The 26,726-nt window shown below is 69.8% G+C and carries 30 protein-coding genes and 1 riboswitch; of the genes, 20 read left to right on the top strand and 10 right to left on the bottom strand.

Translation table 11 applies throughout. The annotated features are described in order from the left end of the window. Positions 1-92 precede the first annotated feature (92 nt). Together ACFRKB_RS15365 and ACFRKB_RS15360 are read left to right on the top strand one after the other, a co-directional pair. Positions 93-1,247 (top strand): sensor histidine kinase, encoded by a 1,155-nt coding sequence (locus tag ACFRKB_RS15365; protein ID WP_383106256.1) that lies wholly within the window; start codon positions 93-95, stop codon positions 1,245-1,247. Next, positions 1,244-1,846 (top strand): response regulator transcription factor, encoded by a 603-nt coding sequence (locus tag ACFRKB_RS15360; RefSeq protein WP_383106255.1) that lies wholly within the window; start codon positions 1,244-1,246, stop codon positions 1,844-1,846. The genes ACFRKB_RS15365 and ACFRKB_RS15360 overlap by 4 nt, the downstream gene beginning before the upstream one ends. A 4-nt stretch (positions 1,847-1,850) precedes the next feature. Here ACFRKB_RS15360 and ACFRKB_RS15355 read toward each other — a convergent pair whose 3' ends face one another. Further along, positions 1,851-2,234, bottom strand: a complete 384-nt coding sequence (locus ACFRKB_RS15355) for a hypothetical protein (RefSeq protein WP_383106253.1) — start codon at positions 2,232-2,234, stop codon at positions 1,851-1,853. A gap of 63 nt (positions 2,235-2,297) precedes the next feature. Between ACFRKB_RS15355 and ACFRKB_RS15350 the strand changes: the two genes are divergently transcribed. From ACFRKB_RS15350 to ACFRKB_RS15340, 3 genes are all read left to right on the top strand, one after another. Then, a complete protein-coding gene (locus tag ACFRKB_RS15350) occupies positions 2,298-3,218 on the top strand; it encodes a MurR/RpiR family transcriptional regulator (protein WP_365972174.1) in 921 nt (306 codons plus the stop codon). 93 nt (positions 3,219-3,311) lie between these two features. Then, complete coding sequence (gene murQ / locus ACFRKB_RS15345) at positions 3,312-4,244, top strand: N-acetylmuramic acid 6-phosphate etherase (RefSeq protein ID WP_383106252.1); 933 nt, start codon at positions 3,312-3,314, stop codon at positions 4,242-4,244. A gap of 13 nt (positions 4,245-4,257) precedes the next feature. Beyond that, positions 4,258-5,796, top strand: coding sequence for a PTS transporter subunit EIIC (locus ACFRKB_RS15340; protein ID WP_383106250.1), 1,539 nt, complete (start codon positions 4,258-4,260; stop codon positions 5,794-5,796). Here ACFRKB_RS15340 and ACFRKB_RS15335 read toward each other — a convergent pair. The 3 genes from ACFRKB_RS15335 to ACFRKB_RS15325 are packed head-to-tail and all read right to left on the bottom strand — an operon-like array spanning position 5,713 to position 8,153. After that, entirely contained in the window at positions 5,713-6,663 is a 951-nt protein-coding gene (locus tag ACFRKB_RS15335) for a GlxA family transcriptional regulator (protein WP_383106249.1), read from the bottom strand. The genes ACFRKB_RS15340 and ACFRKB_RS15335 overlap by 84 nt on opposite strands. Positions 6,664-6,672: 9 nt before the next feature. Continuing rightward, positions 6,673-7,767 carry a hypothetical protein gene (locus tag ACFRKB_RS15330; protein WP_383106247.1) on the bottom strand — a complete coding sequence of 365 codons (1,095 nt, stop codon included), beginning with the start codon at positions 7,765-7,767 and terminating at the stop codon, positions 6,673-6,675. Continuing rightward, positions 7,764-8,153, bottom strand: a complete 390-nt coding sequence (locus tag ACFRKB_RS15325; RefSeq protein ID WP_383106245.1) for a peptidase inhibitor family I36 protein — start codon at positions 8,151-8,153, stop codon at positions 7,764-7,766. Before ACFRKB_RS15325 ends, ACFRKB_RS15330 begins: the two co-directional genes overlap by 4 nt. A 189-nt stretch (positions 8,154-8,342) precedes the next feature. Between ACFRKB_RS15325 and ACFRKB_RS15320 the strand changes: the two genes are divergently transcribed. Together ACFRKB_RS15320 and ACFRKB_RS15315 are read left to right on the top strand one after the other, a co-directional pair. After that, the gene (locus ACFRKB_RS15320; protein WP_383106244.1) at positions 8,343-9,311 is read left to right on the top strand and encodes an AraC-like ligand-binding domain-containing protein; all 969 of its coding nucleotides are present in this window, start codon (positions 8,343-8,345) and stop codon (positions 9,309-9,311) included. A gap of 130 nt (positions 9,312-9,441) precedes the next feature. Then, complete coding sequence (locus ACFRKB_RS15315) at positions 9,442-9,909, top strand: hypothetical protein (protein WP_383106242.1); 468 nt, start codon at positions 9,442-9,444, stop codon at positions 9,907-9,909. Between the two features lie 16 nt (positions 9,910-9,925). On the opposite strand, the gene ACFRKB_RS15310 is transcribed toward ACFRKB_RS15315, so the two are convergent. Continuing rightward, a complete protein-coding gene (locus ACFRKB_RS15310; protein WP_383106240.1) occupies positions 9,926-10,342 on the bottom strand; it encodes an amidase in 417 nt (138 codons plus the stop codon). Positions 10,343-10,452: 110 nt separating this feature from the next. Between ACFRKB_RS15310 and ACFRKB_RS15305 the strand changes: the two genes are divergently transcribed. The 10 genes from ACFRKB_RS15305 to ACFRKB_RS15260 all read left to right on the top strand — a co-directional run bounded on the left by ACFRKB_RS15305 (position 10,453) and on the right by ACFRKB_RS15260 (position 18,501). Next, positions 10,453-11,295, top strand: a complete 843-nt coding sequence (locus ACFRKB_RS15305; protein ID WP_383106238.1) for a helix-turn-helix domain-containing protein — start codon at positions 10,453-10,455, stop codon at positions 11,293-11,295. Beyond that, positions 11,276-11,734 (top strand): DUF397 domain-containing protein, encoded by a 459-nt coding sequence (locus ACFRKB_RS15300; RefSeq protein ID WP_383106236.1) that lies wholly within the window; start codon positions 11,276-11,278, stop codon positions 11,732-11,734. The genes ACFRKB_RS15305 and ACFRKB_RS15300 overlap by 20 nt, the downstream gene beginning before the upstream one ends. A gap of 55 nt (positions 11,735-11,789) precedes the next feature. Further along, positions 11,790-12,503: an alpha/beta fold hydrolase gene (locus tag ACFRKB_RS15295; protein ID WP_383106234.1), complete on the top strand. Its 714-nt coding sequence runs from the start codon at positions 11,790-11,792 to the stop codon at positions 12,501-12,503. A gap of 73 nt (positions 12,504-12,576) precedes the next feature. Further along, entirely contained in the window at positions 12,577-13,017 is a 441-nt protein-coding gene (locus ACFRKB_RS15290; protein WP_383106233.1) for a hypothetical protein, read from the top strand. Between the two features lie 12 nt (positions 13,018-13,029). After that, complete coding sequence (locus tag ACFRKB_RS15285) at positions 13,030-13,878, top strand: hypothetical protein (RefSeq protein ID WP_383106231.1); 849 nt, start codon at positions 13,030-13,032, stop codon at positions 13,876-13,878. A gap of 136 nt (positions 13,879-14,014) precedes the next feature. After that, the gene (locus ACFRKB_RS15280; RefSeq protein ID WP_383106230.1) at positions 14,015-14,719 is read left to right on the top strand and encodes a M23 family metallopeptidase; all 705 of its coding nucleotides are present in this window, start codon (positions 14,015-14,017) and stop codon (positions 14,717-14,719) included. A 157-nt stretch (positions 14,720-14,876) separates the two neighbouring features. After that, positions 14,877-15,542, top strand: a complete 666-nt coding sequence (locus ACFRKB_RS15275; protein ID WP_383106229.1) for a LuxR C-terminal-related transcriptional regulator — start codon at positions 14,877-14,879, stop codon at positions 15,540-15,542. Beyond that, positions 15,539-16,777, top strand: a complete 1,239-nt coding sequence (locus ACFRKB_RS15270; protein WP_383106227.1) for a sensor histidine kinase — start codon at positions 15,539-15,541, stop codon at positions 16,775-16,777. Before ACFRKB_RS15275 ends, ACFRKB_RS15270 begins: the two co-directional genes overlap by 4 nt. A 165-nt stretch (positions 16,778-16,942) precedes the next feature. Further along, positions 16,943-17,842 (top strand): hypothetical protein, encoded by a 900-nt coding sequence (locus ACFRKB_RS15265; RefSeq protein ID WP_383106225.1) that lies wholly within the window; start codon positions 16,943-16,945, stop codon positions 17,840-17,842. Positions 17,843-17,901: 59 nt separating this feature from the next. Continuing rightward, positions 17,902-18,501, top strand: coding sequence for a Uma2 family endonuclease (locus ACFRKB_RS15260; protein WP_383106391.1), 600 nt, complete (start codon positions 17,902-17,904; stop codon positions 18,499-18,501). Between the two features lie 78 nt (positions 18,502-18,579). Here the strand turns inward: ACFRKB_RS15260 and groL are convergent, their stop codons facing one another. The 4 genes from groL to thrC all read right to left on the bottom strand — a co-directional run bounded on the left by groL (position 18,580) and on the right by thrC (position 22,763). Beyond that, positions 18,580-20,205, bottom strand: coding sequence for a chaperonin GroEL (groL, locus tag ACFRKB_RS15255; protein ID WP_249952171.1), 1,626 nt, complete (start codon positions 20,203-20,205; stop codon positions 18,580-18,582). 389 nt (positions 20,206-20,594) lie between these two features. Further along, positions 20,595-20,798 (bottom strand): cold-shock protein, encoded by a 204-nt coding sequence (locus ACFRKB_RS15250; RefSeq protein WP_005315736.1) that lies wholly within the window; start codon positions 20,796-20,798, stop codon positions 20,595-20,597. A gap of 377 nt (positions 20,799-21,175) precedes the next feature. Further along, complete coding sequence (locus ACFRKB_RS15245) at positions 21,176-21,451, bottom strand: ubiquitin-like small modifier protein 1 (RefSeq protein WP_365972430.1); 276 nt, start codon at positions 21,449-21,451, stop codon at positions 21,176-21,178. 10 nt (positions 21,452-21,461) lie between these two features. After that, positions 21,462-22,763: a threonine synthase gene (gene thrC / locus ACFRKB_RS15240; protein ID WP_383106223.1), complete on the bottom strand. Its 1,302-nt coding sequence runs from the start codon at positions 22,761-22,763 to the stop codon at positions 21,462-21,464. 17 nt (positions 22,764-22,780) lie between these two features. Next, a riboswitch (SAM riboswitch) is annotated at positions 22,781-22,911 on the bottom strand. 168 nt (positions 22,912-23,079) lie between these two features. On the opposite strand from thrC, the gene ACFRKB_RS15235 reads away from it, so the two are divergent. The 3 genes from ACFRKB_RS15235 (at position 23,080) to ACFRKB_RS15225 (ending at position 25,830) form a co-directional block, all read left to right on the top strand. Continuing rightward, positions 23,080-24,084: a glucosyl-3-phosphoglycerate synthase gene (locus tag ACFRKB_RS15235; protein ID WP_383106390.1), complete on the top strand. Its 1,005-nt coding sequence runs from the start codon at positions 23,080-23,082 to the stop codon at positions 24,082-24,084. 38 nt (positions 24,085-24,122) lie between these two features. After that, entirely contained in the window at positions 24,123-24,299 is a 177-nt protein-coding gene (locus ACFRKB_RS15230; protein ID WP_383106221.1) for a hypothetical protein, read from the top strand. Between the two features lie 91 nt (positions 24,300-24,390). Continuing rightward, entirely contained in the window at positions 24,391-25,830 is a 1,440-nt protein-coding gene (locus ACFRKB_RS15225) for an alpha,alpha-trehalose-phosphate synthase (UDP-forming) (protein ID WP_383106220.1), read from the top strand. Between the two features lie 53 nt (positions 25,831-25,883). Here the strand turns inward: ACFRKB_RS15225 and otsB are convergent, their stop codons facing one another. Then, the gene (gene otsB / locus ACFRKB_RS15220; protein ID WP_383106218.1) at positions 25,884-26,726 is read right to left on the bottom strand and encodes a trehalose-phosphatase; all 843 of its coding nucleotides are present in this window, start codon (positions 26,724-26,726) and stop codon (positions 25,884-25,886) included.

Below are 26,726 nucleotides of genomic sequence, written 5' to 3'. Positions count from 1 at the left end.
ACCGCGCCATGACATTCCTGGGGGCGAAGGCATGACGCGGTGTCACTGGTGCCACGCGCGGAGCCGGGAGAATACTGCGGGGACAGACCCTGATGCCCGATCCCGGGGAGCCGCACATGGAGCACGCCGAGACGCCCCAGGGGCCGCTGCGCCGATGGAACCGCGTCACGTTCGTCCCGCCGCTGGCCGCCGTGGGGGCGGTGCTGGTGGCGACCGACTCCCGGACCTGGTGGGACGCCGCCGTCCTGGCCCTCGGCGTGGCGGCGGGCCTGCTGGTCTTCGCGCGGTGGTCGGCGGACGAGACCTCCCGCGTCGTCCTCCCCTGCCTGGTCATCACCGCGGCCGTGTGGCCGTTCGGGGTGCTGGTGGCCGGGAGTCACACGGCGTTCTACGGCCTGACGATCGTGGGCCCCTATCTGATCCCCCGGCTGCCGCGCCACCGAGCGGCGGCGGCCCTGGCGCTCACCGTGTACGTCGCCGCGGTGGGCGCGGCGAGGCTGACGGAATCACGGGACAACGTCTCCGGCGTTCTGATCGAGTACGTCCTCATCCCCACGGCCGTCGCGGTGGTGACGATCGGCGCCCAGTTCGCCAACCACGGCTTCTACAAGGTCATGGAGCAAGCACGGGAACGCGAGGCGGAGCTGGCCGTCATCCGGGAGCGCATACGGTTCGCCAGTGATCTGCACGATATCCAGGGCCACACACTGCATGTGGTGAAGCTGAAGATCACGCTGGCCGAGAAGCTGCTGCGCAGCGACCTCGGGCGCGTGGAGGAGGAACTACGGGAAGTGCACGCCCTGGTCAGCGACACCATCACCCAGACCAAGGAGCTCGCCTACGCACAGCGGCGGCTCAATCTGTCCGTGGAGCTGGAGAACGCGAAGAACCTCTTCGAGGCCGCCGGCATCCGCGTGCGCGTCAACCGTGAGGCCGACGTCGACGAGAGCGTCAACGGGCTGCTCGGCCAGGTCCTCCGCGAGACGACGACCAACATCCTGCGCCACGCGCAGGCCACGCGCGTGCGGATCACCCTCTCGAAGTCGGGCATCACCATCGTCAACGACGGCGCGCGGGAGACTCCCCTTCCGGGGCTCAGGGGACTGGCGGCCCTCAGGGAACGAGTGGGCGACAACGGAGGCGCGCTGACGGTGGAGCAGGAGAACGGGCGTTTCATCACGGCCGCGGCGTTTCCCCGCCTTCGCCCGGCGACGGTGCCCGCAGGGGCGCGGGAGGGCGACCGATGACCAGCGTGGTGCTCGCCGACGACGAGGCTCTGCTCCGCAAGGCACTGGCGTCGCTGCTGACGCTCGAAGGCGAGATCACCGTGCTCGCCGAAGCGCACGACGGCGAATCCGCGGTCCGGGCCACCCTGCTGCACCGGCCCGATGTGCTCGTCATCGACTTGGAGATGCCCGGTCTGGACGGGCTCGGCGCGGTCGCGGAGATCCGCCGTGCGCGGCCGGACCAGGTGATCCTCATGGTGACCCGCCATGCCAGGCCCGGGGTGCTCCGCAAGGCCCTGAAACTCGGCGTCCAGGGGTTCGTCAGCAAGTCGGCGGAGCCCGCGCACATCACGTCGGTCATCCACACGCTGCACGAGGGCAAGCGCTGGATCGACCCGGACGTCTCCGCGCTCGCCGTCGTCGACGACTGCCCGCTCACCGACCGGGAGATCGACGTCCTGCGCGTGACCGGCGAGGGGTACTCCGTCGCCGATATCGCCGCCCGCCTCCACCTGGCGGAGGGCACCGTACGCAACTACCTCTCGAACGCCATGCGGAAGACCCAGACACGGACCCGCCACGAAGCGGCACGCTACGCGCGCGAACACGACTGGCTCTAGGGCGTCATGAGGTGGTTCCGGCCCCTCGTCCTGAGCCCAGCGACCCCACCGCCGCGACCACCACCCCCGCCTTCGCGCACACCCAGTGCGGATCGGGCCCCAGCTCCGGTTCCACCTCCAGGGCGTGCGGTCCGTCCGGTTCGTCCTCGGCGCAGACGGGGCACAGCGGCCACCGTCCGTACCGTTCCAACAACGCGTCCTGTACGTCCTGCGCCACCAGCCCGGCCACGTAGGCGACGCCCTCCGGCCACTGCTCCACCCACCAGCGCCGGTGCGACACCGAGTCCTCCACCAGCGACACGACCTCGGCGCGCGCGACATCGCCCGCCGCCAGGTCGGCCAGCACCAGGGCGCGGGCGGCGTGCAGTGCCTGCTCAAGGTCGTCCATTCAGCCATTGTCGGTGACGGCGAGGGGTTGACGACCGCCGAAATCCGAAAATATCTTTCACAGGTGACCTCAGACGTGAAGGAAAGTTTCAGCGGTGACGCCCCACCCGCCCCCGCAGCCCTGGCCGCCAAGGTACGGACCCTCGCGCCGACCATGACCCGTTCCATGCAGCTCGTCGCCGAAGCCGTCGCCGGCGACCCCGCCGGCTGCGCCGCCCTCACCGTCACCGGTCTCGCCGAGCTGACCGGTACGAGCGAGGCCACCGTGGTCCGTACCGCCCGTCTCCTCGGCTACCCCGGCTACCGCGATCTCCGTCTCGCGCTCGCCGGCCTCGCCGCCCAGCAGCAGTCCGGCCGCGCCCCCTCCGTCACCGCCGACATAGCCGTCGACGATCCCATCGCCGATGTCGTCGCCAAGCTCGCCTACGACGAGCAGCAGACGCTCGCCGACACCGCCGCCGGACTCGACACCGTCCAGCTCGGCGCGGTCGTCGCCGCTGCCGCCGCCGCCCGCCGCATCGACATCTACGGCGTCGGCGCCTCCTGCCTCGTCGGCATGGACCTCGCCCAGAAGCTGCTGCGCATCGGCCTGATCGCGCACGCCCACTCCGATCCGCACCTCGCCGTCACCAACGCCGTACAGCTCCGCTCCGGCGACGTCGCCATCGCGATCACCCACTCCGGCTCCACCGGCGATGTCATCGAACCGCTCCGCGTCGCCTTCGACCGGGGCGCGACGACGGTCGCGATCACCGGCCGTCCGGACGGTCCCGTGTCCCAGTACGCCGACCACGTACTGACCACCTCCACCGCCCGCGAGAGCGAGCTGCGCCCGGCCGCCATGTCCAGCCGTACGAGCCAACTGCTGGTCGTGGACTGCCTGTTCATAGGCGTGGCGCAGCGTACGTACGAGACGGCCGCGCCCGCGCTCTCCGACTCGTACGAGGCCCTGGCGCACCGCCACAGCCCCCGCAGCACCCGCTGACCCCGCCCCACCCCCTCCCCTCCCCTCCCCTCCCCTCCCCGGTAATCAACGGCACCCGCATGCCGCTCACTCGGAAGAAAGAGCCGCCTCCTCATGACCTCCCAGTACGGCGAACTCCGCGCGCAGCTCGACTCCCTGACCACCGAGGCGTTCCGCCCCGAGCTCGCCGAGATCGACCAGCTGCCGACCCTCGACATCGCCCGCATCATGAACGGCGAGGACAGCACCGTCCCCACCGCCGTCGCCGCCCAGCTCCCCCGGATCGCCGCCGCCATCGACGCCACCGCCGAGCGCGCGGCCCGTGGCGGCCGGCTGATCTACGCGGGCGCCGGTACGGCGGGCCGGCTCGGCGTGCTGGACGCCAGCGAGTGCCCGCCCACCTTCAACACCGACCCCGAGGAGGTCGTCGGCCTGATCGCGGGCGGCCCCGGCGCGATGGTCACGTCCGTCGAAGGGGCCGAGGACTCCAAGGAGCTGGCAGCGGCCGATCTGACCGCCTTGAAACTCTGCGCGGAGGACACCGTCGTCGGCATCTCCGCCTCGGGCCGTACCCCGTACGCGATCGGCGCCGTCGAGCACGCCCGCGGCCTCGGCGCGCTCACCATCGGGCTCTCCTGCAACGCGGGCAGCGCGCTGGCCGCCGCCGCCGAACACGGCATCGAGATCGTCGTCGGCCCCGAACTGCTCACCGGCTCCACCCGCCTCAAGGCCGGTACCGCACAGAAGCTCGTCCTCAACATGCTCTCGACGATCACCATGATCCGGCGCGGCAAGACGTACGGAAACCTCATGGTCGACGTCCGCGCCTCCAACGAGAAGCTGCGCGCCCGCTCCCGGCGGATCGTCTCGCTCGCCACGGGCGCGTCGGACGAGGAGATCGAGGTCGCGCTCGCCGCCACCGACGGCGAGGTGAAGAACGCCATCCTCACCATCCTCGGCGCCGTCGACGCACCCACCGCCGCCGCGCTCCTCACCGACTCCGACGGCCACTTGCGCGCCGCGCTGAAGGCCACCCGTACCAGCTGATACACCACGCACCATGGCACCAGCAGAAACGCCCGAACCCTCCGGAAACACCGGTACCGACAGAAACCGCGCCACGGCCGAGGCGATCCTCCCGCTCGTCGGAGGCGCCGCGAACATCGCGGCCGTCGCCCACTGCATGACCCGGCTCCGCCTCGGCCTGCACGACCGCTCCCTCGTCCGGGACGAGCCGCTCAAGGCGCTCCCCGCCGTGCTGGGCGTGGTCGAGGACGAGACGTACCAGATCGTCCTGGGCCCGGGGACGGTGGCGCGCGTGACGCCGGAGTTCGAGCGCCTGGTGGAGGCGGAACGCGCGCCCCAGGCGGCCGGCGCAGACGAACTGGCCGAACGCGGCGCCGCGATCAAGGCGGCACGCAAAGCCAGGAACGCCACCCCGTTCAAGCTCTTCCTCCGCCGCATCGCCGACATCTTCGTCCCGCTCATCCCCGCGCTCATCGGCTGCGGCATCCTCGCGGGCCTCAACGGTCTCCTCACCAACCTCCACTGGCTCCCCGCCCTCGTCCCCGCCCTCGCCGCCCTCGCGTCCGGCTTCATGTCGCTGATCGCGGTCTTCGTCGGCTACAACACGGCGAAGGAGTTCGGCGGTACGCCCGTCCTCGGCGGCGCGGTCGCCGCGATCATCGTCTTCCCTGGCGTCGCCCACATTGACGCGTTCGGCCAGAAGCTCGCCCCGGGCCAGGGCGGCGTGCTCGGCGCGCTGGGCGCGGCGGTGCTCGCGGTGTACGTCGAGAAGTGGTGCGGGCGGGTGGTACCGGAGGCGCTGGACGTCCTCGTCACCCCGGCCCTGACCGTCCTCGTCTCCGGTCTGGTCACGCTGTACGGCCTGATGTACGTCGCGGGCGAGGTCTCCACGGCCATCGGCGACGCCGCGAACTGGCTGCTGGCGAACGGCGGCGCGGGCGCGGGCTTCGTCCTCGGCGGCCTCTTCCTCCCCCTGGTCATGCTGGGGCTGCACCAGGCACTGATCCCGATCCACACCACCCTGATCGAGCAGCAGGGATACACCGTTCTCCTCCCCATCCTCGCCATGGCGGGCGCGGGCCAGGTCGGCGCGGCGGCGGCGGTCTACGTCCGGCTCCCCCGCAACGGCTCGATCCGCCGCACCATCAAGTCCGCCCTCCCGGCCGGTTTCCTGGGCGTCGGCGAACCGCTCATCTACGGCGTCTCCCTCCCCCTCGGCCGCCCCTTCATCACGGCCTGTGTCGGCGGCGCCTTCGGCGGCGGCTTCGTGGGCCTCTTCAGCCAGCTCGGCGCGGCGGTCGGTTCGACGGCGATCGGCCCGTCCGGCTGGGCGCTGTTCCCGCTGCTCGACGGTGACAAGGGCCTGGGCGAGCTGGTCATGGTGTACGGGGGCGGGCTGCTGGCCGGCTACGCGGCGGGCTTCGTCGCCACGTACTGCTTCGGCTTCACGAGGACGATACTGACGGAACTCAACGCGCGAACAGCGCTTTCATCCGTGCCGGAAAGCGCTCCGGTACAGGTGCGGACTCGTACCGACGACCCGCTTGAACCGGTCGCGGAAAGCCGTAGGTGACCCGAACCCCACCTGGGTCGCGATGCGGTCGACCGGGTGGGTCGTCGCCTCCAGCAGGTACTGGGCCTGCCGGATACGGGCCCGGTGCAGCCACTGCAACGGAGTCGTCCCCGTCTGCTCCCGGAACCGCCGGTTGAGGGTCCGCGTGCTGGTCGCCGCCCGCGCGGCGATGTCCTTGAGGGTCAGCTCACGCCCGGCGTTCTCCTCCATCCACCGCAGAAGAGGCTCCATCGTGGCCCCGGCGGGCACCGGAGGCTGGTCCTGGACGATGAACTGCGCCTGGCCGCCCTCCCGTTCCAGCGGCATGACCGACAGCCGGGCCGCGTCGGCGGCGACGGCCGAGCCGTAGTCCTTACGGATCAGATGCAGACACAGATCGAGCGCGGCGGCGGCCCCGGCCGAGGTGAGGAACTGGCCGTTGTCGACATACAGCACATCGGGGTCGACGGTCACGGCCGGATGGTTCGCGGCCAGCAGCGGGGCAGCGGCCCAGTGGGTGGTCGCGCGCAGCCCGTCGAGCAGCCCGGTGGCGGCGAGGATGAAGGCCCCGCTGCACACGGAGGCGATACGCGTGCCACGCGCGGCGGCGGCCCGCAGGGCGTCGAGTACGTCCGGAGGCACCGGGGCGGCCGGGGTGTCCGTACCGGGCAGGATGATCGTGTCGGCCTCGGCGAGCACGTCGAGCCCGTACGGCGCCCGGAGCACGAACAGCCCGGCGTCGACCTCGGCCCCGGCCGAGGCCGCGCAGACCACGACCCGGTAGGCGGCCCGGCCGTCGGGGAGCCGGGTACGGGAGAAGACCTCGATCGGTGAGGACAGGTCGAAGGGGATGACCCGGTCGAGCGCGAGGACGGCCACGGTGTGCATGGCCACAGGCTAAGGGGCTGCCCCCGCCGCGTCAGTGGGAAAGTTGTTGAATGCGATGCCGTTGGTGAGGGACGTGATGCCGCTCTGCACACCGTCGATCTTGACGGTCTGTCCGGATACGTGTTTCACGTAGACACGCATGAGGAATGTCCGGGTGCCGCACGCGGGGTCGACGGGGATGTCGGACAGGGCGGAGTAGCCGACGGCGTGGTGCGCGTCGTCGGTGACGTTCCGACGGGCGGACGCGCTGTGGGTACGGCAAGCATGGGCGGTGGCATCGAGCTGGATGAACTCGAAGCGGGTGTCCACCACCGCGTTCCGACCGCGCGGGTGAACCTGCATGGATTCGGCGCAGGAAGCGGTTCCCCGGTAGCACGTGGTCAGTTCGACATTCGCTTGTGCCGAGACGCTGACCGCGTCGGGGTGTGCCTGCCACTGGTGGACCGGTGTTCCGTCGTCGTAGAAGACCCAGGCATCCCGGCGGGCGGCTCCGTCACCGACATACGTGCACGCACCGGCCGTGTCGGCACTCTCGCAGGCAGGGTTCTGCCACCAGTGCGCACCGTGCTGGTGGGTGTCGTCGCTTTCCAGCCACGTGCCGTTGGCGACCGCCGTGAGGTGGTAGGTGCCCGGCAGCGTTGAGTAGGCCGTGCCCTGCAGCACACAGGTATAGACACCGGCAGTCGGCGCGGTGAACAGCAGATCGGCGTAGAGCGGCAGATGGCCTGGGGTCGCGTACGTGGTTGTGTCACTGCCTTCGTGGTTACGGGCAGACGCCGCGACTACGGGCACGGTCTGGCCCGTCGAGTTCAGGCACCTGATGCGCTCTGTCAGGCCGACGATTCCCGTCGTACTGCTGGTGGCTTCCAGCCGGCCACGCAGATGCCGTTTCTCTCCAGCCGCAAGGGTCATCGTCCGTCGCAGCAGGTCGACGGTGGCACCTCGGGGTATGTCCACGTCGGCGACCAGCGTGAGACGGTCGACGCGACCGGCAGCTCCGGTCACGCCGACCGCTTCGGTCGCTTCGGCCGGAGCCCACAGAAGCGGCATGAGCAGCGCCGCCGCCAGAACGGCCGTGAGCGCCTTGCGCACATCGAAGCTCACGGGCGCGCGTTGCCCATGCACACCAGGTCGCCATAGGCGGCGCCCAGGTTGGGGACACCGATATTGCTGCTGAAACCGCCGGCCACCAACGTACGGGCGGCCTTGTAGACACCGACGTCGGCGTAGTAGTGCCAGACCTTCGCGTCCACCGACAGGTTGCTGTCGTAGGACACGATGGTGCCGAACGTGAAGTCCTGAGGGAAGAAACAGGAGTTGGTGCTACCGCTGGCGATGCGATTGCCACCGAAGTTCGTCGCGTCGTAGACGCAGATGCGGTTCGCCGGGCATGGGCCGTCCGCGGCGGCCGGTGACGCCGTCGCCATCATGCCCCCCGCCGCCAGGAGCATGACCGAAGCGGTACTGGCGGTTCTCTTCTTCCACGACACGTGCGTTCCCTCCAGGGGTATGGTCTGTTCGCGTTCGATGACGGAGAGACGGTACTGAGCGGCCCGTCAGCTTCGTTTTCGTTTCCTTTCCGCTCGTCACCCACTCTCGCCATTCCCACCTGGGCCGTCCATGACGGAGGGTGCATAACGCTTGCCTTTGCGTCCACAGGTCCGGATAGAGTGAAACGTATGATCGAGACCGTGTTCCGGACCGGTGATCTGTCCCCGGCCGACCGGTTCGGCCTCTGGCGTGAGCACATGGTCAAGGCGCTGTGTCCGATGGACATGAGCAGTGAACACACCGCGGGCTTCCGGGTGGACATGCGGCTGCTCCAGCTCGGCTCCGTATGCGTATGGCCGATGACCGTACAGTCGGTGCGCTTCCGGCGGACCGCCAGGCTGATCCGGCGTTCCGATCCCGAGCTGTACCACCTCACCCTTCCGCTGCGGGGCACCAACGGCATCTCGCATGTCGGCCTGGAAACCGTCCATGGCCCGCACGACATGCATGTCGTGGACTCCTCACGGCCGTTCGACATCCATGTGCTCGACAGTCCGGCACCCGTCCGGATGGTGGGGATCGAGGTTCCCAAAGCGCTGCTGCGCCTGCCCACGCGCGCAGTCGACCGGCTGCTGGCCCGGCCGCTGCCGTTGCGCGACGGGACGGGCGCCCTTCTGGCGGGGCTCCTCACGCGTTTGGTCAAGGACACCGCCTCCTACGGCCTCGCCGACGGTCCCCGCCTGGAGCTGGTCGTCATCGATCTGATCTCGGCGGTGCTGGCGCATCACATCGACGCCGACGACACGCTGCCGCCCGAGGCCGGCGGCCACTCCCTGACACTGCGGATCCACGCGTTCATCCAGCAGCATCTGTGTGACCCAGGGCTGACCCCACCGTCCATAGCCGCCGCACACCAGATCTCCGTCAGCTATCTGCACCGCCTCTTCCAGACCGAAGGCGTCACCGTCTCGGCCTGGATACGCGGCCAGCGTCTGGAACGGGCCCGCCGCGACCTCGCCGATCCCGCCCTGCGGAATCTGTCCGCCCAACGCATCGCGGCCCATTGGGGATTCGTCCACTACCCCCACTTCAGCCGCGCCTTCCGCACCGCCTACGGCCTCCCGCCCGTGGACTACCGCCGCCAGGAGACCCGCTAGGGCCGGTCCGGCCGACCCATGGCGAGAATCCGGCGACACCTGGCAATCGAGCCACTACTACGGCCGTGAGCAGCGCCTTAGCGTCGGCGTACAGCCTCCTCCCGCCGAAGCCGAAAGAGCGATCCACGCCGTGACGAAGTTCCTGCTCGCCGTTCATGTCCTCGCCGCGATCGTCGCGATCGGCCCGGTCACCGTCGCCGCCAGCATGTTCCCGCCGTACGCGAGACGGGCGATGGCAGCGCCCGGGGACCCCCGGGCGCTGTCGTCGGTACAACTGCTGCACCGCATCTGCCGCGTCTACGCGACGATCGGTCTCGCGGTGCCGGTCTTCGGCTTCGCCACGGGTAGCGCGATGGGCGTCCTGGGCGACACCTGGCTGATCGTCTCGATCATCCTGACCGGGCTCGCGGCCGTCACGCTCATGGTGCTGGTACTGCCGCGCCAGGAGGCCATAGTGACGGACCTCGAAGAAGCCACGGGAACGTCGACCACCAGGATGACCGCGCGCCTGGGCATGCACACGGGGATCTTCAACCTCCTGTGGGCGACGGTCACGGTCCTGATGATCATCCGCCCCGGCTCCACGACGGGCGCCTGAACATCCGACAGGTCATTCAACCCACCGCGGCCGTACGCAGGAACCGCACCAGGTCATCCACGCTGTACCCGAGCAGCGGCCCGCGCTCGGCGGCCATCAGCAGCAACTGCCCCACCACCTCCGCGCCCCGGCCGTCGGTCCCGTCGGAGGCCCACTCCCAGAGCCCCTCGATCCCGAGATCGGTCATGAGCAGGCCGTGTTCGGCCCTGATCTCGGCGCACAGCGGCCCCACGGCGTCGAGCAGGGTCGCACCCCGGCGCACGCAGCGCAGACTGAAGTACGCCTCGAATCGCACCACCGTGCATCCCTCCGGTGGCCGGGACTTGAGCCCGTCGTAACGGGGGTCGTCGAAGTCCGGGGAACTGTCTGCTGAGCAGTGCACAAGGCTGAACCGGTGCATGACGGCGTCTCTTGTGTCCTGGGTACGAAGCATCGCAACTCTCCACTGTGTGTGACTGATCGGGCTACACAGCGTGGCCAACAGTCGCTAGCGTGCATAGAGGAAGCGGCACAACACCGACATCTGTCCCACCGGGAGCACCTATGCCTGGACCCAAGCCCCTCGACCCGTCGTCCTCACCGCGCGCCATGCTCGGCGCCGAGCTCCGACATCAGCGCGACGAAGCGGACATGTCCCAGGAAGAGCTGGGCAGGCCGATCTTCGTCAGCGGATCGCTGATCGGCCAGATCGAGGCGGGTACGCGTCGAATGCAGCCGGAATACGCGATTCACTTCGATGAGGTGTTCAAGACGGACGGCTTCTTCCTGCGGAATTGCGAGGCGTTGAAGAAGTCGAAGTATCCGGATCACTTCGCGGAGGCGGCGGAGGCCGAGGCGATCGCGACGATGATCAGGGAGTTCGAGCCGCAGCTGATCCCGGGTCTGTTGCAGACGGAGGCGTATGCGAGGGCGGTTTTCCGCAGGTACCACCCGACGGCGCCGGAGGAGGTCATCGACGAGTTGGTAGCGGCGCGGCTGGATCGCGCCAAGCTGCTGAAGGATCCAACAATGCCCCTTGTGTGGACGGTGCTTGACGAGGCGATTCTGCGTCGGCCGGTGGGTGGACCTGCGGTGATGGCGGAGGCGCTGCGTCATGTCGCGGCTCTGATCCGACGCCACAGGGTCATCGTGCAGGTACTGCCGTTCAGCGCGGGAGCTCACGCGTCCATGGGAGGCGCCATCAAACTCATGTCTTTCGAGGACGCACCCCCACTCGCCTATCTCCAGGGCGCGGGATCGGGCCAATTGCTGGACGATCCGGCATCGGTCGCCCGGTACGAACTGGCCTACGATCTATTGGGGGCCAGCGCACTCTCACCGGAAAAGTCCTTGGCCCTGATCGAATCAGTGGCGGAGGATTACGAACATGCAGAGCAGCAGCCATGAGTACGACCTGAGCGGTGTGTCCTGGTACAAGTCCAGCTACAGCGATGGCAGCGGCGGCAACTGCCTGGAGGTAGGCACCTGGCAGAAGTCGACGTACAGCGGCGGCAGTGGCGGCGACTGCCTCGAAGTAGGCACCTCCTGGCGGAAGTCGACCCACAGCGGCGGGAGCGGCGGCAACTGCCTCGAAGTAGGCACCGTCTGGAACAAGTCGACCCACAGCGGCGGGGACGGCGGCAACTGCGTCGAAGTAGGCAGTGTCTGGCGCAAGTCGACGCACAGCGACGGCAGCGGCGGAAGCTGTGTCGAGGTGGCCGACGGCCACCCCGACATCGTCCCCGTCCGCGACTCCAAGTTCCCCGACCGCCCCGCGCTCGTCTTCCGTACGGCGTCCTGGTCCACCTTCCTCTCCGACGTCAAGTCCGACAGCAAGGCCGGCTGACCGGCGGCGGAGTGGCCTGACACGGGTTGTCAGACCCCTCCACTACGTTTCCGGCATGACTGAATTCGTACTGGTACCAGGAGCGTGGCTCGGTTCGTGGGCGTGGGACGAGGTGGTGCCGGAGTTGCGCGCGGCGGGCCACGGCGCCCACGCGGTGACGCTGTCCGGCCTCGCCGAGAAGCAGGGCGTACCGGCCGGACAGCGGACGCACGTCCGGGACATCGTTGACGTCGTCGAGCGGAACGATCTGCGGGACGTCGTCCTGGTCGGGCACAGCTACGCGGGCATCCCGACCGGCCAGGCCGCCGAGCTGATCGGTGACCGGCTGACGCGCGTGATCTTCGTCGACTCCGACGTTCCGGCCGACGGCGAGTCGTTCGTGTCGGGCTGGCCGGACGGCCGGGCGATGGTGGAGGGCGCGATCGCCGAGACCGGTGGTTTCTGGCCGCCGCTGACCGCGGCCGACTACGACGGCCAGGGACTCAGCGACGAGCAGATCACCCGGATCGTGACCGGCTCGACGCCTCACCCGGGCGCCTCGCTGACCGAGCCGGCCACGCTGGCCCGCCCGCTCGGCGAGCTTCCGGCGACATACATCAAATGCCTCCTCGACGGCGATAAGCCGAACGCCCGCGTGGCCGCGCTGCTGACCAGCGACCACTGGCGGCTCGTCGAGATGGACACCGGCCACTTGCCGATGTTCTCCCAGCCCCACGAACTGGCCCGCATCCTCCTGGCCGAGGCTGGCGACTCATCGCCAACTCCTTGATCGGTACCCGGCCCGACCTCCAAGCTGACAGAACACCACGAACCAGTGGATCAGCGGAGGTATCCCCATGTACATGCGGAAAGTCCTTGTCCTGTCAGCTGCCGTGACCACCCTCCTCGCCGGTACGTCATTCGCTCCCGCCTACGCGGAGGAGGCGGCCGAGCCCGGCGTGATCATCACCGATGGCGACCGCGTCCATGTCTCCAGCACGCCACCGCCCACCGCGTCCGCTCACGGGTGGTGGAAGAAGGTCAGCGGCCCCGGCGAGAAGGCGCGCGTCACCGTTGATTTACAGGTGAAGAACGCTGACGGTTCCTGGCGGACCGTCGCGACCGGCTCCAAGGTCGTGAAGCCCGGCGGCGGCAGCGCACGCCGGGCCAATGCGCGCAAACAGTGCGTCAATGTGAATCGGACGATCCATTGGCGGAGCGTCATCGATGTGGACATCATCGGAGTGGTCGACTCACCGGAGAAGGCCGTCACGGCGACCCAGTCGTTGCGGTGCGCGGTTTAGGAGCTTGCTGCCTTGAGCGATGACGCGGACATGGACGGCCTGGCACCGACCATGATTCTGGGCGTCCATGGGGTCCTCGATCTGGCCTCATGGATCCGCCGGGCCTATGAGGACCACAGCTTCGAAGAGGACATGTACAGCCTCGTCGTGAAGCGTACGGTCGCCTACGGGCTGAGTTCCTTCCACGCGGGCGGGCCCGAGGGCGAGCGCTGGGGGCACAACGACGCGGGCGGGGACTGGACCCAGGACGGGAAGATCCGCCAACTGGCCTGGCTCCAGGTCGCCGTCACCGAACAGCTTCGCGGGCAGCGGCTGCCGGTCCAGCCCGCGGCGACGGTCCTCCGCGACGTCCTGACCCGACTGGGCCGCTTCCGCCTGACGGGCCTGCACACCCTGGCCCCTCTCCACCTGGCCCCCGACGGCCGCGCGGACCTCGCGGACGCGGCGGCCTGGTTCGCCCTCGCGGACCCGGCCCCGGACGCGCCGGTCGACCTCACCGTGTCCGTATGGGCCACCGAACCCGCCGCTCTGCCCTCCCGCGCCTCCGACATCCTCACCGCGGCCCAGGAACGTACGTACGACGCGATGACGATCCGCCCCGCACCACCCGACTCACCCCCGACCACCGCGCTGGACGGCCTGGCACTCCCCCTGGCCGGCGAAGTCCAGACGGAGGGGATGCGCCCAGGGCCGTCGTTCCGTTGCCGCGTCCGCGAGTGGTCACTCGATGTAGCCACGTGGACGACGGAGATCTTCGTGGACGCACTCAGGTCCACGGGAACGACCGCCCCGGCACTGATCACGGTGTCGGCCCGGGACCGCACTCAACAGAAAGGACCCACGCGGCCGACGATGCGATAGCCGATACCGGCGGCGCGCCGCCCGCACCACAACACATGTGGTGCGAATGGACGACACCGCGCTCCCTGCCCTCGCCCTCCGTGGCGCTGCGACGCTGGGACCTCCGTTGACGTTTGACGATCACTAGGAGGTCCCGATGGGCATCCGATGGCCCCGGCCACCCCGGTCCCGCTCGCGCAGATTCGCCGTGGCCGTGGCCGCCGCGTTCACCCTGCTCACCACGCTCGCCGTACCGGGCGCGGTCGCGGCGGTCTCAGCACCTACCGCAGCCACGGCACCCTCCGCGATCGCCGGCTGCGTCGACTGGCCGACGAGCAAGTTCCTCCAGACCCCGTTGACGTACAAGGCCAACGGCGGCGCCGGTTACGCCATGCAGAACGGCAGTCATTACGGCGAGGGCTACCACGTCAACTGCAACACCACCGGCAACATGAACCAGTACTACGCACTCGATCTGGGCATGCGTGAGGGCGACGAAGTCCTCGCGCCGGGCGGCCCCGGCACGGTCCTGTACGCGGGCTGGGCGCCCGCGGGCTGGGAGACCTGCGGGCAGTACATCGTCGTCGACCACGGCGGCGGCTACTGGAGCGTCGTCTGCCACCTCAGCCGGATTCTGGTCAGCAAGGGCCAGCGGATCACGGACGCGACCGTCATCGGCCTGGTGGGCGGCACCGGCGGCTTCGCCCCGCACCTGCACTTCTCGCTCATGTACAACGCCAAGCTCACCGGCGCGGGCGGGGTGTACGGCGGCCAGAGCGCCCAGCCCCGGCATCTGTTCCATCTCGGCTGTGGCGGTGGCTACTACGAGTACATCAACAAGGGCCAGCAGGTCTGCTACTGATACCGCCGCGCTCCCGTACAGCCGGACGCGTCGGCCGGAATCCGCCGCTCCCCTCGGGGAGGAGCCCGGCCGGCGCGTCTTCCGTACGCCGGAAAGACAGGACACAATGGCCGCCGACCGCGTCACCACCGACTTTTCGGCCGCCGAGGGGTCTCCCATGATCACCGTTGCGGTGGTGGACGACCATCCCATCGCCCGTCACGGCATCGCCCACATTCTCGGTGCCCTGCCCGACTCGTCCATCACGACGACGGCGTCCGTCGGCTCGCTGCGCGAGCTGGAGGAGGCACTCGCGGCCGGCGCGGCACCGGACGTCATCGTCCTCGACCTCTATCTCGACGGCGGTACGCCCGCCCTGGACGCGGTCGCCGCGCTGTCCGTCGCCACCCGCGTCCTCGTGATGTCCGCCTCCGGGCTGCCCGCCGATGTGCTCGGCGCCATCAAGGCCGGGGCCGGCGGCTACGTCACCAAGCACTGCAGCGCGGAACTGTTCGTCGCGGCGGTGGAGACCGTCGCCGCCGGCGGCTTCTCGCTGTCGGCCGAACTCGCCGACATCCTCCAGGCCGAACTGACCCGCCGGGAGCCGGGGCCGGGGGCGGAGACCGTCGGCCCCCGGCTCTCCGCCCGGGAGGAGGAGACGCTGAGTTACGTGGCGCGCGGCTTCACCCACGCGCAGATCGCGACGCGCCTCGGCGTACGCAAGACCACCGTCGACACGTACGTCGAGCGGATCCGGGCGAAGCTCCAGGTCGGCAACAAGGCGGAGTTGACCCGCGCGGCCATGGCGCGGCTGGGCGCGGACAGAGGCACAGCCCCGACGTGAGCGCGCCGGTCATGGGTGCGGCCACCGGCTCGGTCGCGGGAGTGCTTCGCAGCGAGAGAGTGGTGCTGCGGGCGTACGTACTGTTCCGCCTGGGCGGGCTGTTGCAGGTCGTGATCGGAGCTGTCACCACGTTCCCCCACTATCAACCGCTGGTGGCGGGGGTGGCGTTGTGCGCGGTCGTGTCCGGCGAGAGCTTCGCGCTGATCGCGGTGGGCTTACGGCTCCGCCGGGTCCCGCCGCGCGCGCTCGTGGCCGCGGACGCGGCGGTCATGGCCGGTGTCCTGGTCGTGGGCGGCGGTCTCACCGACCGGGCGCACGGCCACACCTGGGCCTACTTCGTCTACCCGTTCAGCCTGCTCGCGAGCGTCGGGTTCGGGCTCGTATGCACCAGGCTGGTGTCCGTCGTGGCGCTGGCCGCGCTGCCCGCGGCGGCGTACGCCGTCACGGCGGTGACCCGGCTCGGCGAACCCGTCTGGAACGCCGTCCCCAACAGCGTTCCCTACCTGGCCAACGCGGGGGTCGCCTGGGCGGTGGCCGGGGCGCTGCGCCGCACCGGCCGGGAACTGGACCTCGCGACGGACACCGCCATGGTGAAAGAGGCGGAGCTCGCGGCCGAGCGCGAACGCGTCCGACACGCGCGTCTGTTGCACGACCGCGTGCTCCAGACCCTGGAGACCCTCGCCCGTGAGCCGTGGATCACCGACCCGGGACTGCACGCGCATGTCCGGGCCGAGGCCGTCTGGCTGCGGGGTTTCGTACGGGGCGAACACCCCGTCACCGGAAACGGCGACCTCGCGAGCGGCCTCGCCCGGCTCGCCGAGGACATGGCGAGGATCGGCCAGACGGTGGAGGTGCATACCGCCCAACTGCGCAGCGCGTCCGAGCGAGCCGCGAGGGTGCCGGAGAAGGTCGCCGACGCGCTCGTCGAGGCGACACGCGAGGCGCTGACGAACGTGGTCAAGCATGCGGGTACCGCGCGCGCGGTGGTACGCGCCGAACTCGCGGGCGACGTCGTCATGGTCAGCGTCCTCGACAACGGCACCGGCTTCGACCCGACAACGCTCCCGACCGGCTCGGGTCTCGACGGCTCCGTACGTGACCGGGTGGCGGGCGTCGGCGGCCGGGTGACGATCGACTCGGCGCCCGGCGCGGGGACGTACGTCGAGATGCGCGTCCCGGGGCTCAAGCCTCGGGATCCGAGCCCTCTTTCCAAGGATCGGGAGGCCGGGTCTTAACCCACCCACCCTCCCTGCCTGGGGAATTGACTTTTCGTGACCGACTTGCCACGCAGGGTTGCGACGCTCTAGCGTGCCCCAGAGAGCACAAAACAGCCCCCGCCGGTGCTAGCAACACCTGCGAGGGCCTGACCAATCAAGATCGACGGCTTAGGACCCGATCCCATGGCTGAGAGCCAGCTTAGTGCCGCCGTGCCCGAGACGCACGCGGCCTCACCCGCTTCACCCACTTCTCCCCCGATGGCGGCCCCCGGCTACGGCAAGCGTTCGACGCCCGGTCAACAGGCCCGCAGGGACGACGACTTCGCGCACCTCCCGCCGCGCGAGGCCGCCGTCGCCGCGTTCATCGACCGGCTGCCCGAAGGCACGGACATCTCGGTGAAGGCCCTCGCCAGGGTGCTCCCGTACGGGCAGTGCGCCCTGCGTACCGCGCTCCGCCGCCTCCAGGTGGCCGGGCATCTGCGGCGCGGCAGGGAACACCTCGCCGGGCCGGACGGCATGCGCTGGGTGACGCGTACGTGGTTCTCCCGTACCGCGCGGGGCAACGACTGGTGGGCGGCGTTCGTCACCGGCGACCTTGCCACCGCGGACGCGCGGGTCAACACCTCACACCCGCCGACGCGTTCCCGCGCCTTCATCCTGCTCGCCGCGCTCGGCCGCAGTGCGCCGACGATGTCACTGTCGGCCGCCGACTGCGCGGCGCTGGAGCCGCTGACCACGCCGTGGTTCGAACGGGGCGCCACCGAGAGGGACATCCTGCGCGCCCTCACCTCCGGACTCCCCGCGGAGGTCCATCACCCGGCGGGGATCGCCCGTGCACGGCTGACGTCCAAGCTCCCACCGGAGCGGATCCGCGCCCCACGCCCGCCACTACGCGTCCTGGAGTGCGCGAAGTGCGGCGCCCCAGGCCGCCCCGAAACGCTCACCGACGGCGAGTGCGGCCCATGCAGGGGTGAGCCTGTCCCCGCACCCCCTGCCTCCCGGCTCTCCCCCACTCAGGTCCGCGCCCGCGTGGCAGAGGCCCGCGCGGCGGCGACCCGCCCACCCGAAAGGACCCGTACATGACCATCCAGTCGATCCGCCGCCATAAAACCGGGGCACCATGGAGGGGAGGAGGCGACGCCATGACCCCCAGCCCCAGTTCCAGCCCCTGCGCCGAGGTGCGGCCGCAGATGTCCGTCGAGGACTTCGAGGAGCTTGCTCGCAAGGCTCCTGAGACGGTGCTGCTCGAATTCATCAACGGAAAGCTAGAGGTCAAACCCTTGCCGGACCAGCTTCACGGGGCCATTGCCATGTGGTTGCTGAGGCAGTGCATGCAGCAACGTCCCGAACTCGCGCTGTACCCGGAGCAAGGTCTTAAGGTCGAGACCTACCGCAACGGCCGCGCCCGCGCGGACGGCGCCCTCGCACCGCTCGACCACTTCGTGGGCCAGGATGGTGAGTGGGCCGGACCCGAAGGCGTACTGATGACAGTCGAAGTGACTTCACACGACCACGACACGGACCGCCGCGACCGCATCGAGAAGCGCGACGGCTACGCGGCGGCGAACATCCCCGTCTATCTCCTCATCGACCGCGACGCGGAAGAACTGGTCCTTTACGCCGACCCGCGGAAGGGCAAATACCAAACGCGCACCACACACCCTTACGGCTCCACGGTCAAACTCCCCGACCCCGTCGCAATCACCCTCGAAACCGAGAAGCTCAAGGACTACACCCCCTGAAACACCCGAAGGCGGTACCCCGCGAAGGGGTACCGCCCTCGGTCACTTCAGACCATGGACCGGTCCGAGCCGTCAGGCTCAGAAGTCCATGTCACCGCCCGGCATACCGCCGCCGGCCGGGGCCGCGCCGGCCTTCTCCGGCTTGTCGGCGATGACGGCCTCGGTGGTGAGGAACAGCGCCGCGATGGAGGCGGCGTTCTGCAGGGCAGAGCGCGTCACCTTCGCGGGGTCGATGATGCCCTCGGCGATCATGTCGACGTACTCGCCGGTCGCGGCGTTCAGGCCGTGACCCACCGTCAGGTTGCGGACCTTCTCCACGACGACGCCGCCCTCAAGACCACCGTTGACGGCGATCTGCTTGAGCGGAGCCTCCAGCGCGAGCTTGACGGCCTGCGCGCCGGTCGCCTCGTCGCCCGTCAGCTCAAGCTTCTCGAAGACCGAGGAAGCCTGGAGCAGAGCCACGCCACCACCGGCGACGATGCCCTCCTCGACGGCGGCCTTGGCGTTGCGCACCGCGTCCTCGATGCGGTGCTTGCGCTCCTTGAGCTCGACCTCGGTCGCGGCGCCGGCCTTGATGACGGCCACGCCGCCGGCCAGCTTCGCGAGGCGCTCCTGGAGCTTCTCGCGGTCGTAGTCCGAGTCGCTGTTCTCGATCTCGGCACGGATCTGGTTGACCCGGCCGGCGACCTGGTCGCTGTCACCGGCACCGTCGACGATGGTGGTCTCGTCCTTGGTGATGACGACCTTGCGGGCACGGCCCAGCAGGTCCAGGCCGGCGTTCTCCAGCTTGAGGCCGACCTCCTCGGAGATGACCGTACCGCCGGTGAGGATGGCGATGTCGTTGAGCATGGCCTTGCGGCGGTCACCGAAGCCCGGGGCCTTGACGGCGACGGACTTGAAGGTGCCACGGATCTTGTTGACGACCAGGGTCGACAGCGCCTCGCCCTCGACGTCCTCCGCGATGATCAGCAGGGGCTTGCCCGACTGCATGACCTTCTCCAGCAGCGGAAGGAGGTCCTTCACGTTGCCGATCTTGGAGTTGACGATCAGGAGGTACGGGTCGTCGAGGGACGCCTCCATACGCTCCATGTCGGTGGCGAAGTACGCCGAGATGTAGCCCTTGTCGAAGCGCATGCCCTCGGTGAGCTCAAGCTCAAGGCCGAAGGTCTGCGACTCCTCGACGGTGATGACGCCTTCCTTGCCGACCTTGTCCATGGCCTCGGCGATCAGCTCGCCGATCTGGGTGTCGGCGGCGGAGATGGAGGCGGTCGAAGCGATCTGCTCCTTGGTCTCCACGTCCTTGGCCTGCTCCAGCAGGGCACCGGAGACGGCCTCGACGGCCTTCTCGATACCGCGCTTGAGGGCCATCGGGTTGGCGCCGGCGGCCACGTTGCGCAGGCCCTCGCGGACCAGCGCCTGGGCGAGCACCGTGGCGGTGGTCGTACCGTCACCGGCGACGTCGTCCGTCTTCTTGGCGACTTCCTTGACCAGCTCGGCGCCGATCTTCTCGTACGGGTCCTCGAGCTCGATCTCCTTGGCGATGGACACACCATCGTTGGTGATCGTGGGGGCGCCCCACTTCTTCTCGAGGACGACGTTCCGGCCCTTGGGGCCAAGGGTGACCTTGACGGCGTCGGCGAGCTGGTTCATCCCGCGCTCGAGACCGCGCCGTGCCTCCTCGTCGAACGCGATGATCTTGGCCATGTGAAGTGGTCCTCCCGGACGGATGGGGTCTCCCCTGCTCGAACGCAGTTGAGAGCTTGGGGAAGGATTGCTCCGGACCGTGCTGGCGCCCGCGACGGACGGCCTGAGAGCCGTGCGGTTCCTTGCCCCACCGGCTCTTCGGGCCTCACCGACCCGGTCCTTAAGTTGTCACTCTCACGTGCAGAGTGCTAACGCCAATGATTAGCACTCGACCCCCGAGAGTGCAAGCTCCCCTGGGTCCGCCTGGTGTCCCCGGAGGCGCGGGAACGGAGGCGCGGGAACGGAACGGCGGCGCGGGAACGCACGAAGGGTCCGCACCCCCTGTACGGGATGCGGACCCTTCGGCGTGAGTACGTACGTCAGTGCGTCGGTGGCCGATCGCGCCGGGATCAGACGGCGAGCTTGACCATGTCCGCCTGCGGACCCTTCTGGCCCTGCGAGATCTCGAACTCCACTCGCTGACCTTCTTCAAGGGTGCGGTATCCGTCCATCTGGATCGCGCTGTAGTGGACGAAAACATCCGCACCACCGTCTACCGCGATGAAGCCGTAGCCCTTCTCCGCGTTGAACCACTTGACGGTGCCCTGAGCCATGCCTAACTCCCCTATTACTGGCCCTTGCACGGGGCCACACTTCGCGCCGGAACGCGTCGACCGCGGCTGAATGTATCTGCCCAACTGCCCTCTGCAACAGGTCAATCGGACGAGAATTCTGGGCATGGCTGAACACGCATAGTGATGAATTCGCTGCGTTCCAGGGCAAGTCGGGCCGGGCAAAGCGCACCTACGGCGCATACGACACTCCGACTTCGACCCCATGTTGTCGCGTTCTCGCATGCCTTCGGCAGGGGCGACAGCGGGGCGTTCCCACACTCTACCGCGCTCAACCATGTAGAACGGCCCCCTCCGTTTCTCTCACGGAGGGGGCCGTACTCGTCACAGAGCGGAGGACATCCGGGGCATCCGGGAAGTCAGCCTCCGGCGACGGCGGGGATGATCGAGACGCCGGCCCCGGCCGGGGTGGCGGTCTCCAGACCCTGCTCGAAGCGGACGTCGTCGTCGTTCACGTACACGTTCACGAAGCGGCGCAGCTTGCCCTGGTCGTCCAGGACGCGGGCGGCGATGCCCGGGTGGCTGGCCTCCAGGGACTGGATGACCTCGGAGAGGGTCGCGCCCTCGGCGGCGACCTCGGCCTTGCCGCCGGTGTACGTACGGAGGATGGTGGGGATGCGGACGTTGACGCTCATCAGGTGCCTTTCAGTTGGTGGCGAGGCCCGCGTCACGGAACGCGTCCAGGCTCGGTCGGATCGTCGCCGTGGGTCCCGTCGTCGGCGCGACGGCGTCCAGGGTCTTCAGTCCGTCACCGGTGTTGAGGACGACGGTGGTCAGCGCCGGGTCGAGGACACCGGCCTCGATCAGCTTCTTCGTCACGCCGACGGTCACACCCCCGGCCGTCTCCGCGAAGATGCCCTCGGTGCGCGCCAGCAGCTTGATCGCTTCGACGATCTGCTCGTCGTCGACGTCCTCGACGGCGCCGCCGGTGCGGCGGGCGATGTCCAGGACGTACGGGCCGTCGGCCGGGTTGCCGATCGCCAGGGACTTGGCGATGGTGTCCGGCTTCTGCGGCCGTACGACGTCGTGTCCGGCCTTGAAGGCGGTGGACACCGGCGAGCAGCCCTCGGCCTGCGCGCCGAAGATCTTGTACGGCTTGTCCTCGACCAGGCCGAGCTTGATCAGCTCCTGGAGACCCTTGTCGATCTTCGTGAGCTGCGAGCCCGAGGCGATCGGGACGACGATCTGGTCGGGCAGCCGCCAGCCGAGCTGCTCGCAGATCTCGTACGCCAGCGTCTTGGAGCCCTCGCCGTAGTACGGGCGCAGGTTGACGTTGACGAAGCCCCAGCCCTCGCCGAGCGGGTCGCCGATCAGCTCGGAGCAGAAGCGGTTGACGTCGTCGTAGTTGCCCTCGATACCGACGAGTTCACCGCCGTAGACCGCCGCCATGACGACCTTGCCCTGCTCCAGGTCGTGCGGGATGAAGACGCAGGAGCGGAAGCCGGCACGGGCGGCGGCGGCGCCGACGGCACCGGCCAGATTGCCCGTGGAGGAGCAGGAGAGCGTGGTGAATCCGAAGGCGCGGGCGGCCTCGACGGCGATGGCGACGACGCGGTCCTTGAAGGAGTGCGTCGGGTTGCCGGAGTCGTCCTTGATGTGCAGGGAGCCGGTGACGCCCAGTTCACGGGCGAGGTTGTCGGCCTTGACGAGCTTGGTGAAGCCGGGGTTGATATTGGGCTTGCCGGCCACGTCGGCGGGGACGGGCAGCAGCGGGGCGTAGCGCCAGATGTTGTCCGGGCCCTCGGCGATGCGCTTCTTCAGCTCTTCGGGGGTGCCGCTCGGCAGGTCGTACGCCACTTCGAGCGGCCCGAAACAGCTGGCACAGGCGAAGATGGGGCCGAGGTCGAAGCGCTCTCCGCACTCGCGGCACGAGAGTGCGGCGGCGGGTCCGAGATCCACCGAGCCGGTACCGGCGTCGGAGTTCTGTACGGCGGTCTGCACAGCCATGGAGGCGAGGCCCTTTCTCCTCATCTTCCTCGCGACGTACTTCGCCACGAGACGGAATTGGCACCTTCCCCACCGTGACCTCGAAATGGTCGGCGGGAGGGTTGCCGGGACTTCAACGGGCCGTTCCCTCAGTCCCTCTGGATGAGCGCTATGGCGCCGGACTCCGGGTCCGACGCGTTTTTTCACGTAAGGACCCCCGGCATGTGGTGGTCATTCGTGTTGTTCAAGACTGTAACCGAAGGAGCGCACGGTTGAGATAGTCGTCCGCACCGCGAGATGGATCACGTTCATGGCAGACGTACAGGGAGTTCCGACCGTGCTGGAAGAGGTGGAGCACTGGCTGACCAGGCGTTCCTGGTCCGTGGCCGACCGCCCGCTCGACCGGCTGATGGTGGCGAAGGCCGCGCGCGGCACGACGGTGAGCGTGGTCCTTCCGGCCCTGAACGAGGAGGAGACGGTCGGCGAGATCGTGTCCGTGATCCGGCGCGAACTGATGGAGCGGGTGCGGCTGGTCGATGAGCTGGTGGTGGTCGATTCCGGTTCCACCGACCGTACGGCGGCGGTCGCCGCGGCGGCGGGCGCGCGGGTGGAGCACCGGGACGCGATCCTGCCGCGGCTCCCGGCGCTGCCCGGCAAGGGTGAGGTGCTGTGGCGCTCCCTGCTGGTGACGAACGGCGACATCGTGTGCTTCGTGGACGCCGATCTGCGGCGCTTTTCGGCCGATTTCGTGTCGGGGATCGTGGGGCCGCTGCTCACCGACCAGGACATGCAGTTCGTGAAGGCGATGTACGACCGTCCGCTGCACCGGCCCGCGACGGAACGGGGTCCCGGCCAGAGCGGGCACGGCGGTCAGAGCGGCCAGGGCGGCCACGGCGGCCAGGGCGGGCGCGTGACCGAGCTGGTGGCCAGGCCGCTGCTCAATCTGCACTGGCCCCGGCTGGCCGGTTTCGTCCAGCCGCTGGGCGGCGAGTACGCGGCGCGGCGCTCGCTGCTGGAGCGGCTGCCGTTCCCCGTCGGGTACGGCGTGGAGCTGGGGCTGCTCGTGGACGCGCTGCACTTGGCGGGTCTCGACGCGCTGGGACAGGTCGACGTCGGGGTACGGATCCACCGCCACCAGGACGAACGGGCGCTGGGGCGGATGGCCGCGGCGATCTACCGTACGGCGCAGCTGCGGCTGTCGCGGGCACATCTGGTACGGCCGGAGCTGACGCAGTTCGAGCGCGGCGAGAACGGCTTCGTGCCGCGTACGCACGCGGTGGACACGGAGGAACGGCCGCCGGTGCGGGAGATCGCGGAGTACACGGCCGGACGCGCGGCGTAACGGAACGCGATCAGGCGCACTACCTAGATTGCCCGGTTATGGGCATGAATCAGGTGATGGCCGGAGCACTGACCGAGCCTCTGGGTGCCGTCCACACGCAGCTGGCCGTGGCCGGAAGCGCCGCCGAGCGGCTGTGGCTGCTGGGCGGGGTGGTACTCGCGCTGAGCGGCGCCGGGGTGGTCGCGCTGGCGGCCCTGCGCGGCCGGCGGGACTGACGGCCGTGCCCGCCCGGTGACGGCGGCACAGCCGACGACATGGCCGCGTCCGTACGTTTGAGCGTTTCCGTGACGGGCTAGGTTTCGGCACATGGTTACCGAGCCGCCCTCCCAGGCCCAGGTCCTCGTCGCGTCCAACCGCGGCCCCGTCTCGTACACGCTGCGCGACAACGGCGCACTGGAGGCCAAGCGGGGCGGCGGCGGGCTGGTGTCCGGTCTGTCGGCCATCGGGCCCGACGCGGACGCGGTGTGGGTGTGCGCGGCGCTCGGGGACGGCGACCGCGAGGCGGTACGGCGTACGGGCGGCCGGCTCGACCCCGCCGACACGGGCGGCCAGCGCGTCCGGATGCTGGGCATCGCACCCGAGGTGTACGCGGACGCGTACAACGGCGTCGCCAACTCCGCGCTCTGGTTCGTCCACCATCTGCTCTACCAGACCCCGTTGGAGCCCTCCTTCGGCCCGGAGTTCCGCGCGCGGTGGGCGTCGTACGAGACGTACAACCGCGCCTTCGCGGAGGCGCTGGCCGACGAGGCGGCGGACGGCGCGGCCGTGCTGGTGCAGGACTACCACCTGGCGCTGGTGCCCGGGATACTGCGCGCCCTGCGCCCCGACCTGAGGATCGGGCACTTCTCGCACACCCCCTGGGCGCCGGTCGACTACTTCCGGCTGCTGCCCGACGACATCGCGCGCCAGCTGCTGCGCGGCATCCTCGGCGCGGACCGCGCGGCCTTTCTGACGCACCGGTGGGCCGACGCGTTCACCGCGTGCTGTACGGAGCTGCTGGGCGCGACGGGCGGCACGGGAAAGACCCGGATCGGCGTGCACGGCCTCGGCACGGACGGCGACTTCCTGCGCGAGCGCGCGCACCGCCCGGACGTGGACGAGCGGATCGTGACCCTGCGCGGGCAGATCGGCCGTACGAGCACGGGCGAGGAGCGGAAGACCATCGTCCGGGTGGACCGTACGGAACTGTCGAAGAACATCGTGCGCGGGCTGCTCGCCTACCGGCTGCTGCTGACCGACCGCCCCGAATGGCGCGAACGCGTCGTCCATCTCGCCTTCGCCTACCCGTCCCGGCAGGACCTGGCGGTCTACCGCGACTACACGGCGGAGGTCCAGCGGGTGGCCGATGAGATCAACGCCGAGTTCGGCACGGCCGGCTGGACCCCGGTCGTCCTGCACGTGCGGGACGACTTCGCCCGCTCACTGGGCGCCTACCGGCTGGCGGACGTGGCGCTGGTCAACCCGATCCGCGACGGCATGAACCTGGTCGCGAAGGAGATCCCGCTCGTCTCGGAGCGCGGCTGCGCGCTGGTGCTGTCGCGGGAGGCGGGGGCGTACGAGGAACTGGGCGAGGACGCGCTGGTGGTGAACCCGTACGACATCAGCGCCACGGCGGCGGCCCTCCACGAGGCGCTGTCCATGCCGGCCGACGAGCGCGCGGAACGGGCCAAGCGGCTGGCCGCGGCGGCGACGGCGCTGCCGCCGCAGCAGTGGTTCCTGGACCAGCTGACGGCGCTGCGCGCCTGACGCGCCCGCCGCCGGGCGGCGGCCCTCGGCCATCGGCGGTCAGGCATCCGCCGTCAGGCCATCTCCTCCGCCAGCGCCGCCAGGAAGTCGGCCAGCGCCGCCGGTCCCGGCAGCAGCAGGTCGGCGCGCTCGGCCAGTTCGGGTACTTCGTCGCCGCTGCAGACCAGCAGCCCCGGGTGGCCCTCGGAGCGCAGCTTCTCGACCGCCGCGTAGGCCGGGCGGTCGCCCAGGTCGTCGCCCGCGTACAGCACCGTCTCGGCGCCGACCTCGCGGACGTACTCCAGCAGCGCCACGCCCTTGTCCACGCCGGGCGGGCGCAGCTCCAGGACCATGCGGCCCGGTTCGACGATCAGGCCGTGGCGGGCCGCCAGCTCGGTCAGCGGGTCGCGCAGGGCGTCGAAGGCGGCCTGCGGGTCGGAGGCGCGGCGGGTGTGGACCGCGACCGCCTGGCCCTTCTCCTCGATCCAGGTGCCGCGCCAGGCGCCGAACTGTTCGAGCAATCCGGGGAGTTCGGCACGGGCCGCCGCGACGCCCTCGTGCGGGGCGGGGGTGCGGACGGTGCCGGAGACGGCGTCCCAGCGCTCGGCGCCGTAGTGGCCGAGGACCACGAGATGCTCCAGCCCCGGCACTCCGGCGAAGCCGCCGTACCGCACGGCGACCCCGGCCGGGCGGCCGGTGACGACCGCGACCGACGCGACATGCGGCGCGAGCGCGACCAGGGCGGGGACGGCGCGCGGATGCGCGCGGGCCTGTTCGGGGTCGGGGACGATCTCGGCGAGGGTGCCGTCGAAGTCGAGCGCGACGACGGCCTTGCCGGGCCGCGCGAGGAGCGCGGCCAGACCGTCGGCGCCGGCGGAGGTGGCCGGTTTCGGCAGGGGGTACGGGTTGCTGCCCAT

The organism is Streptomyces scopuliridis (genome assembly GCF_042790125.1).
Lineage (GTDB): Bacteria > Actinomycetota > Actinomycetes > Streptomycetales > Streptomycetaceae > Streptomyces > Streptomyces scopuliridis_A.
Note: the sequence above shows the minus strand (reverse complement) of the source record. Positions and strands in the feature narration are given on the sequence as shown.

Bases quoted from the DNA above. Each gene is read 5' to 3' on its own strand.
- ACFRKB_RS15340 (WP_383106250.1), top strand. From the start codon at position 4,258: ATGGCACCAGCAGAAACGCCCGAACCCTCCGGAAACACCGGTACCGAC.
- ACFRKB_RS15265 (WP_383106225.1), top strand. From the start codon at position 16,943: ATGGCTGAGAGCCAGCTTAGTGCCGCCGTGCCCGAGACGCACGCGGCC.
- ACFRKB_RS15355 (WP_383106253.1), bottom strand. From the start codon at position 2,234: ATGGACGACCTTGAGCAGGCACTGCACGCCGCCCGCGCCCTGGTGCTG.
- ACFRKB_RS15225 (WP_383106220.1), top strand. From the start codon at position 24,391: ATGGTTACCGAGCCGCCCTCCCAGGCCCAGGTCCTCGTCGCGTCCAAC.
- ACFRKB_RS15230 (WP_383106221.1), top strand. From the start codon at position 24,123: ATGGGCATGAATCAGGTGATGGCCGGAGCACTGACCGAGCCTCTGGGT.
- ACFRKB_RS15290 (WP_383106233.1), top strand. From the start codon at position 12,577: ATGCGGAAAGTCCTTGTCCTGTCAGCTGCCGTGACCACCCTCCTCGCC.
- ACFRKB_RS15320 (WP_383106244.1), top strand. From the start codon at position 8,343: ATGATCGAGACCGTGTTCCGGACCGGTGATCTGTCCCCGGCCGACCGG.
- ACFRKB_RS15365 (WP_383106256.1), top strand. From the start codon at position 93: ATGCCCGATCCCGGGGAGCCGCACATGGAGCACGCCGAGACGCCCCAG.
- otsB (WP_383106218.1), bottom strand. From the start codon at position 26,726: ATGGGCAGCAACCCGTACCCCCTGCCGAAACCGGCCACCTCCGCCGGC.
- ACFRKB_RS15260 (WP_383106391.1), top strand. From the start codon at position 17,902: ATGACCCCCAGCCCCAGTTCCAGCCCCTGCGCCGAGGTGCGGCCGCAG.
- ACFRKB_RS15275 (WP_383106229.1), top strand. From the start codon at position 14,877: ATGATCACCGTTGCGGTGGTGGACGACCATCCCATCGCCCGTCACGGC.
- ACFRKB_RS15250 (WP_005315736.1), bottom strand. From the start codon at position 20,798: ATGGCTCAGGGCACCGTCAAGTGGTTCAACGCGGAGAAGGGCTACGGC.
- ACFRKB_RS15295 (WP_383106234.1), top strand. From the start codon at position 11,790: ATGACTGAATTCGTACTGGTACCAGGAGCGTGGCTCGGTTCGTGGGCG.
- ACFRKB_RS15335 (WP_383106249.1), bottom strand. From the start codon at position 6,663: ATGCACACCGTGGCCGTCCTCGCGCTCGACCGGGTCATCCCCTTCGAC.
- murQ (WP_383106252.1), top strand. From the start codon at position 3,312: ATGACCTCCCAGTACGGCGAACTCCGCGCGCAGCTCGACTCCCTGACC.
- ACFRKB_RS15310 (WP_383106240.1), bottom strand. From the start codon at position 10,342: ATGCTTCGTACCCAGGACACAAGAGACGCCGTCATGCACCGGTTCAGC.
- groL (WP_249952171.1), bottom strand. From the start codon at position 20,205: ATGGCCAAGATCATCGCGTTCGACGAGGAGGCACGGCGCGGTCTCGAG.
- ACFRKB_RS15360 (WP_383106255.1), top strand. From the start codon at position 1,244: ATGACCAGCGTGGTGCTCGCCGACGACGAGGCTCTGCTCCGCAAGGCA.
- ACFRKB_RS15245 (WP_365972430.1), bottom strand. From the start codon at position 21,451: ATGAGCGTCAACGTCCGCATCCCCACCATCCTCCGTACGTACACCGGC.
- thrC (WP_383106223.1), bottom strand. From the start codon at position 22,763: ATGGCTGTGCAGACCGCCGTACAGAACTCCGACGCCGGTACCGGCTCG.
- ACFRKB_RS15280 (WP_383106230.1), top strand. From the start codon at position 14,015: ATGGGCATCCGATGGCCCCGGCCACCCCGGTCCCGCTCGCGCAGATTC.
- ACFRKB_RS15300 (WP_383106236.1), top strand. From the start codon at position 11,276: ATGCAGAGCAGCAGCCATGAGTACGACCTGAGCGGTGTGTCCTGGTAC.
- ACFRKB_RS15305 (WP_383106238.1), top strand. From the start codon at position 10,453: ATGCCTGGACCCAAGCCCCTCGACCCGTCGTCCTCACCGCGCGCCATG.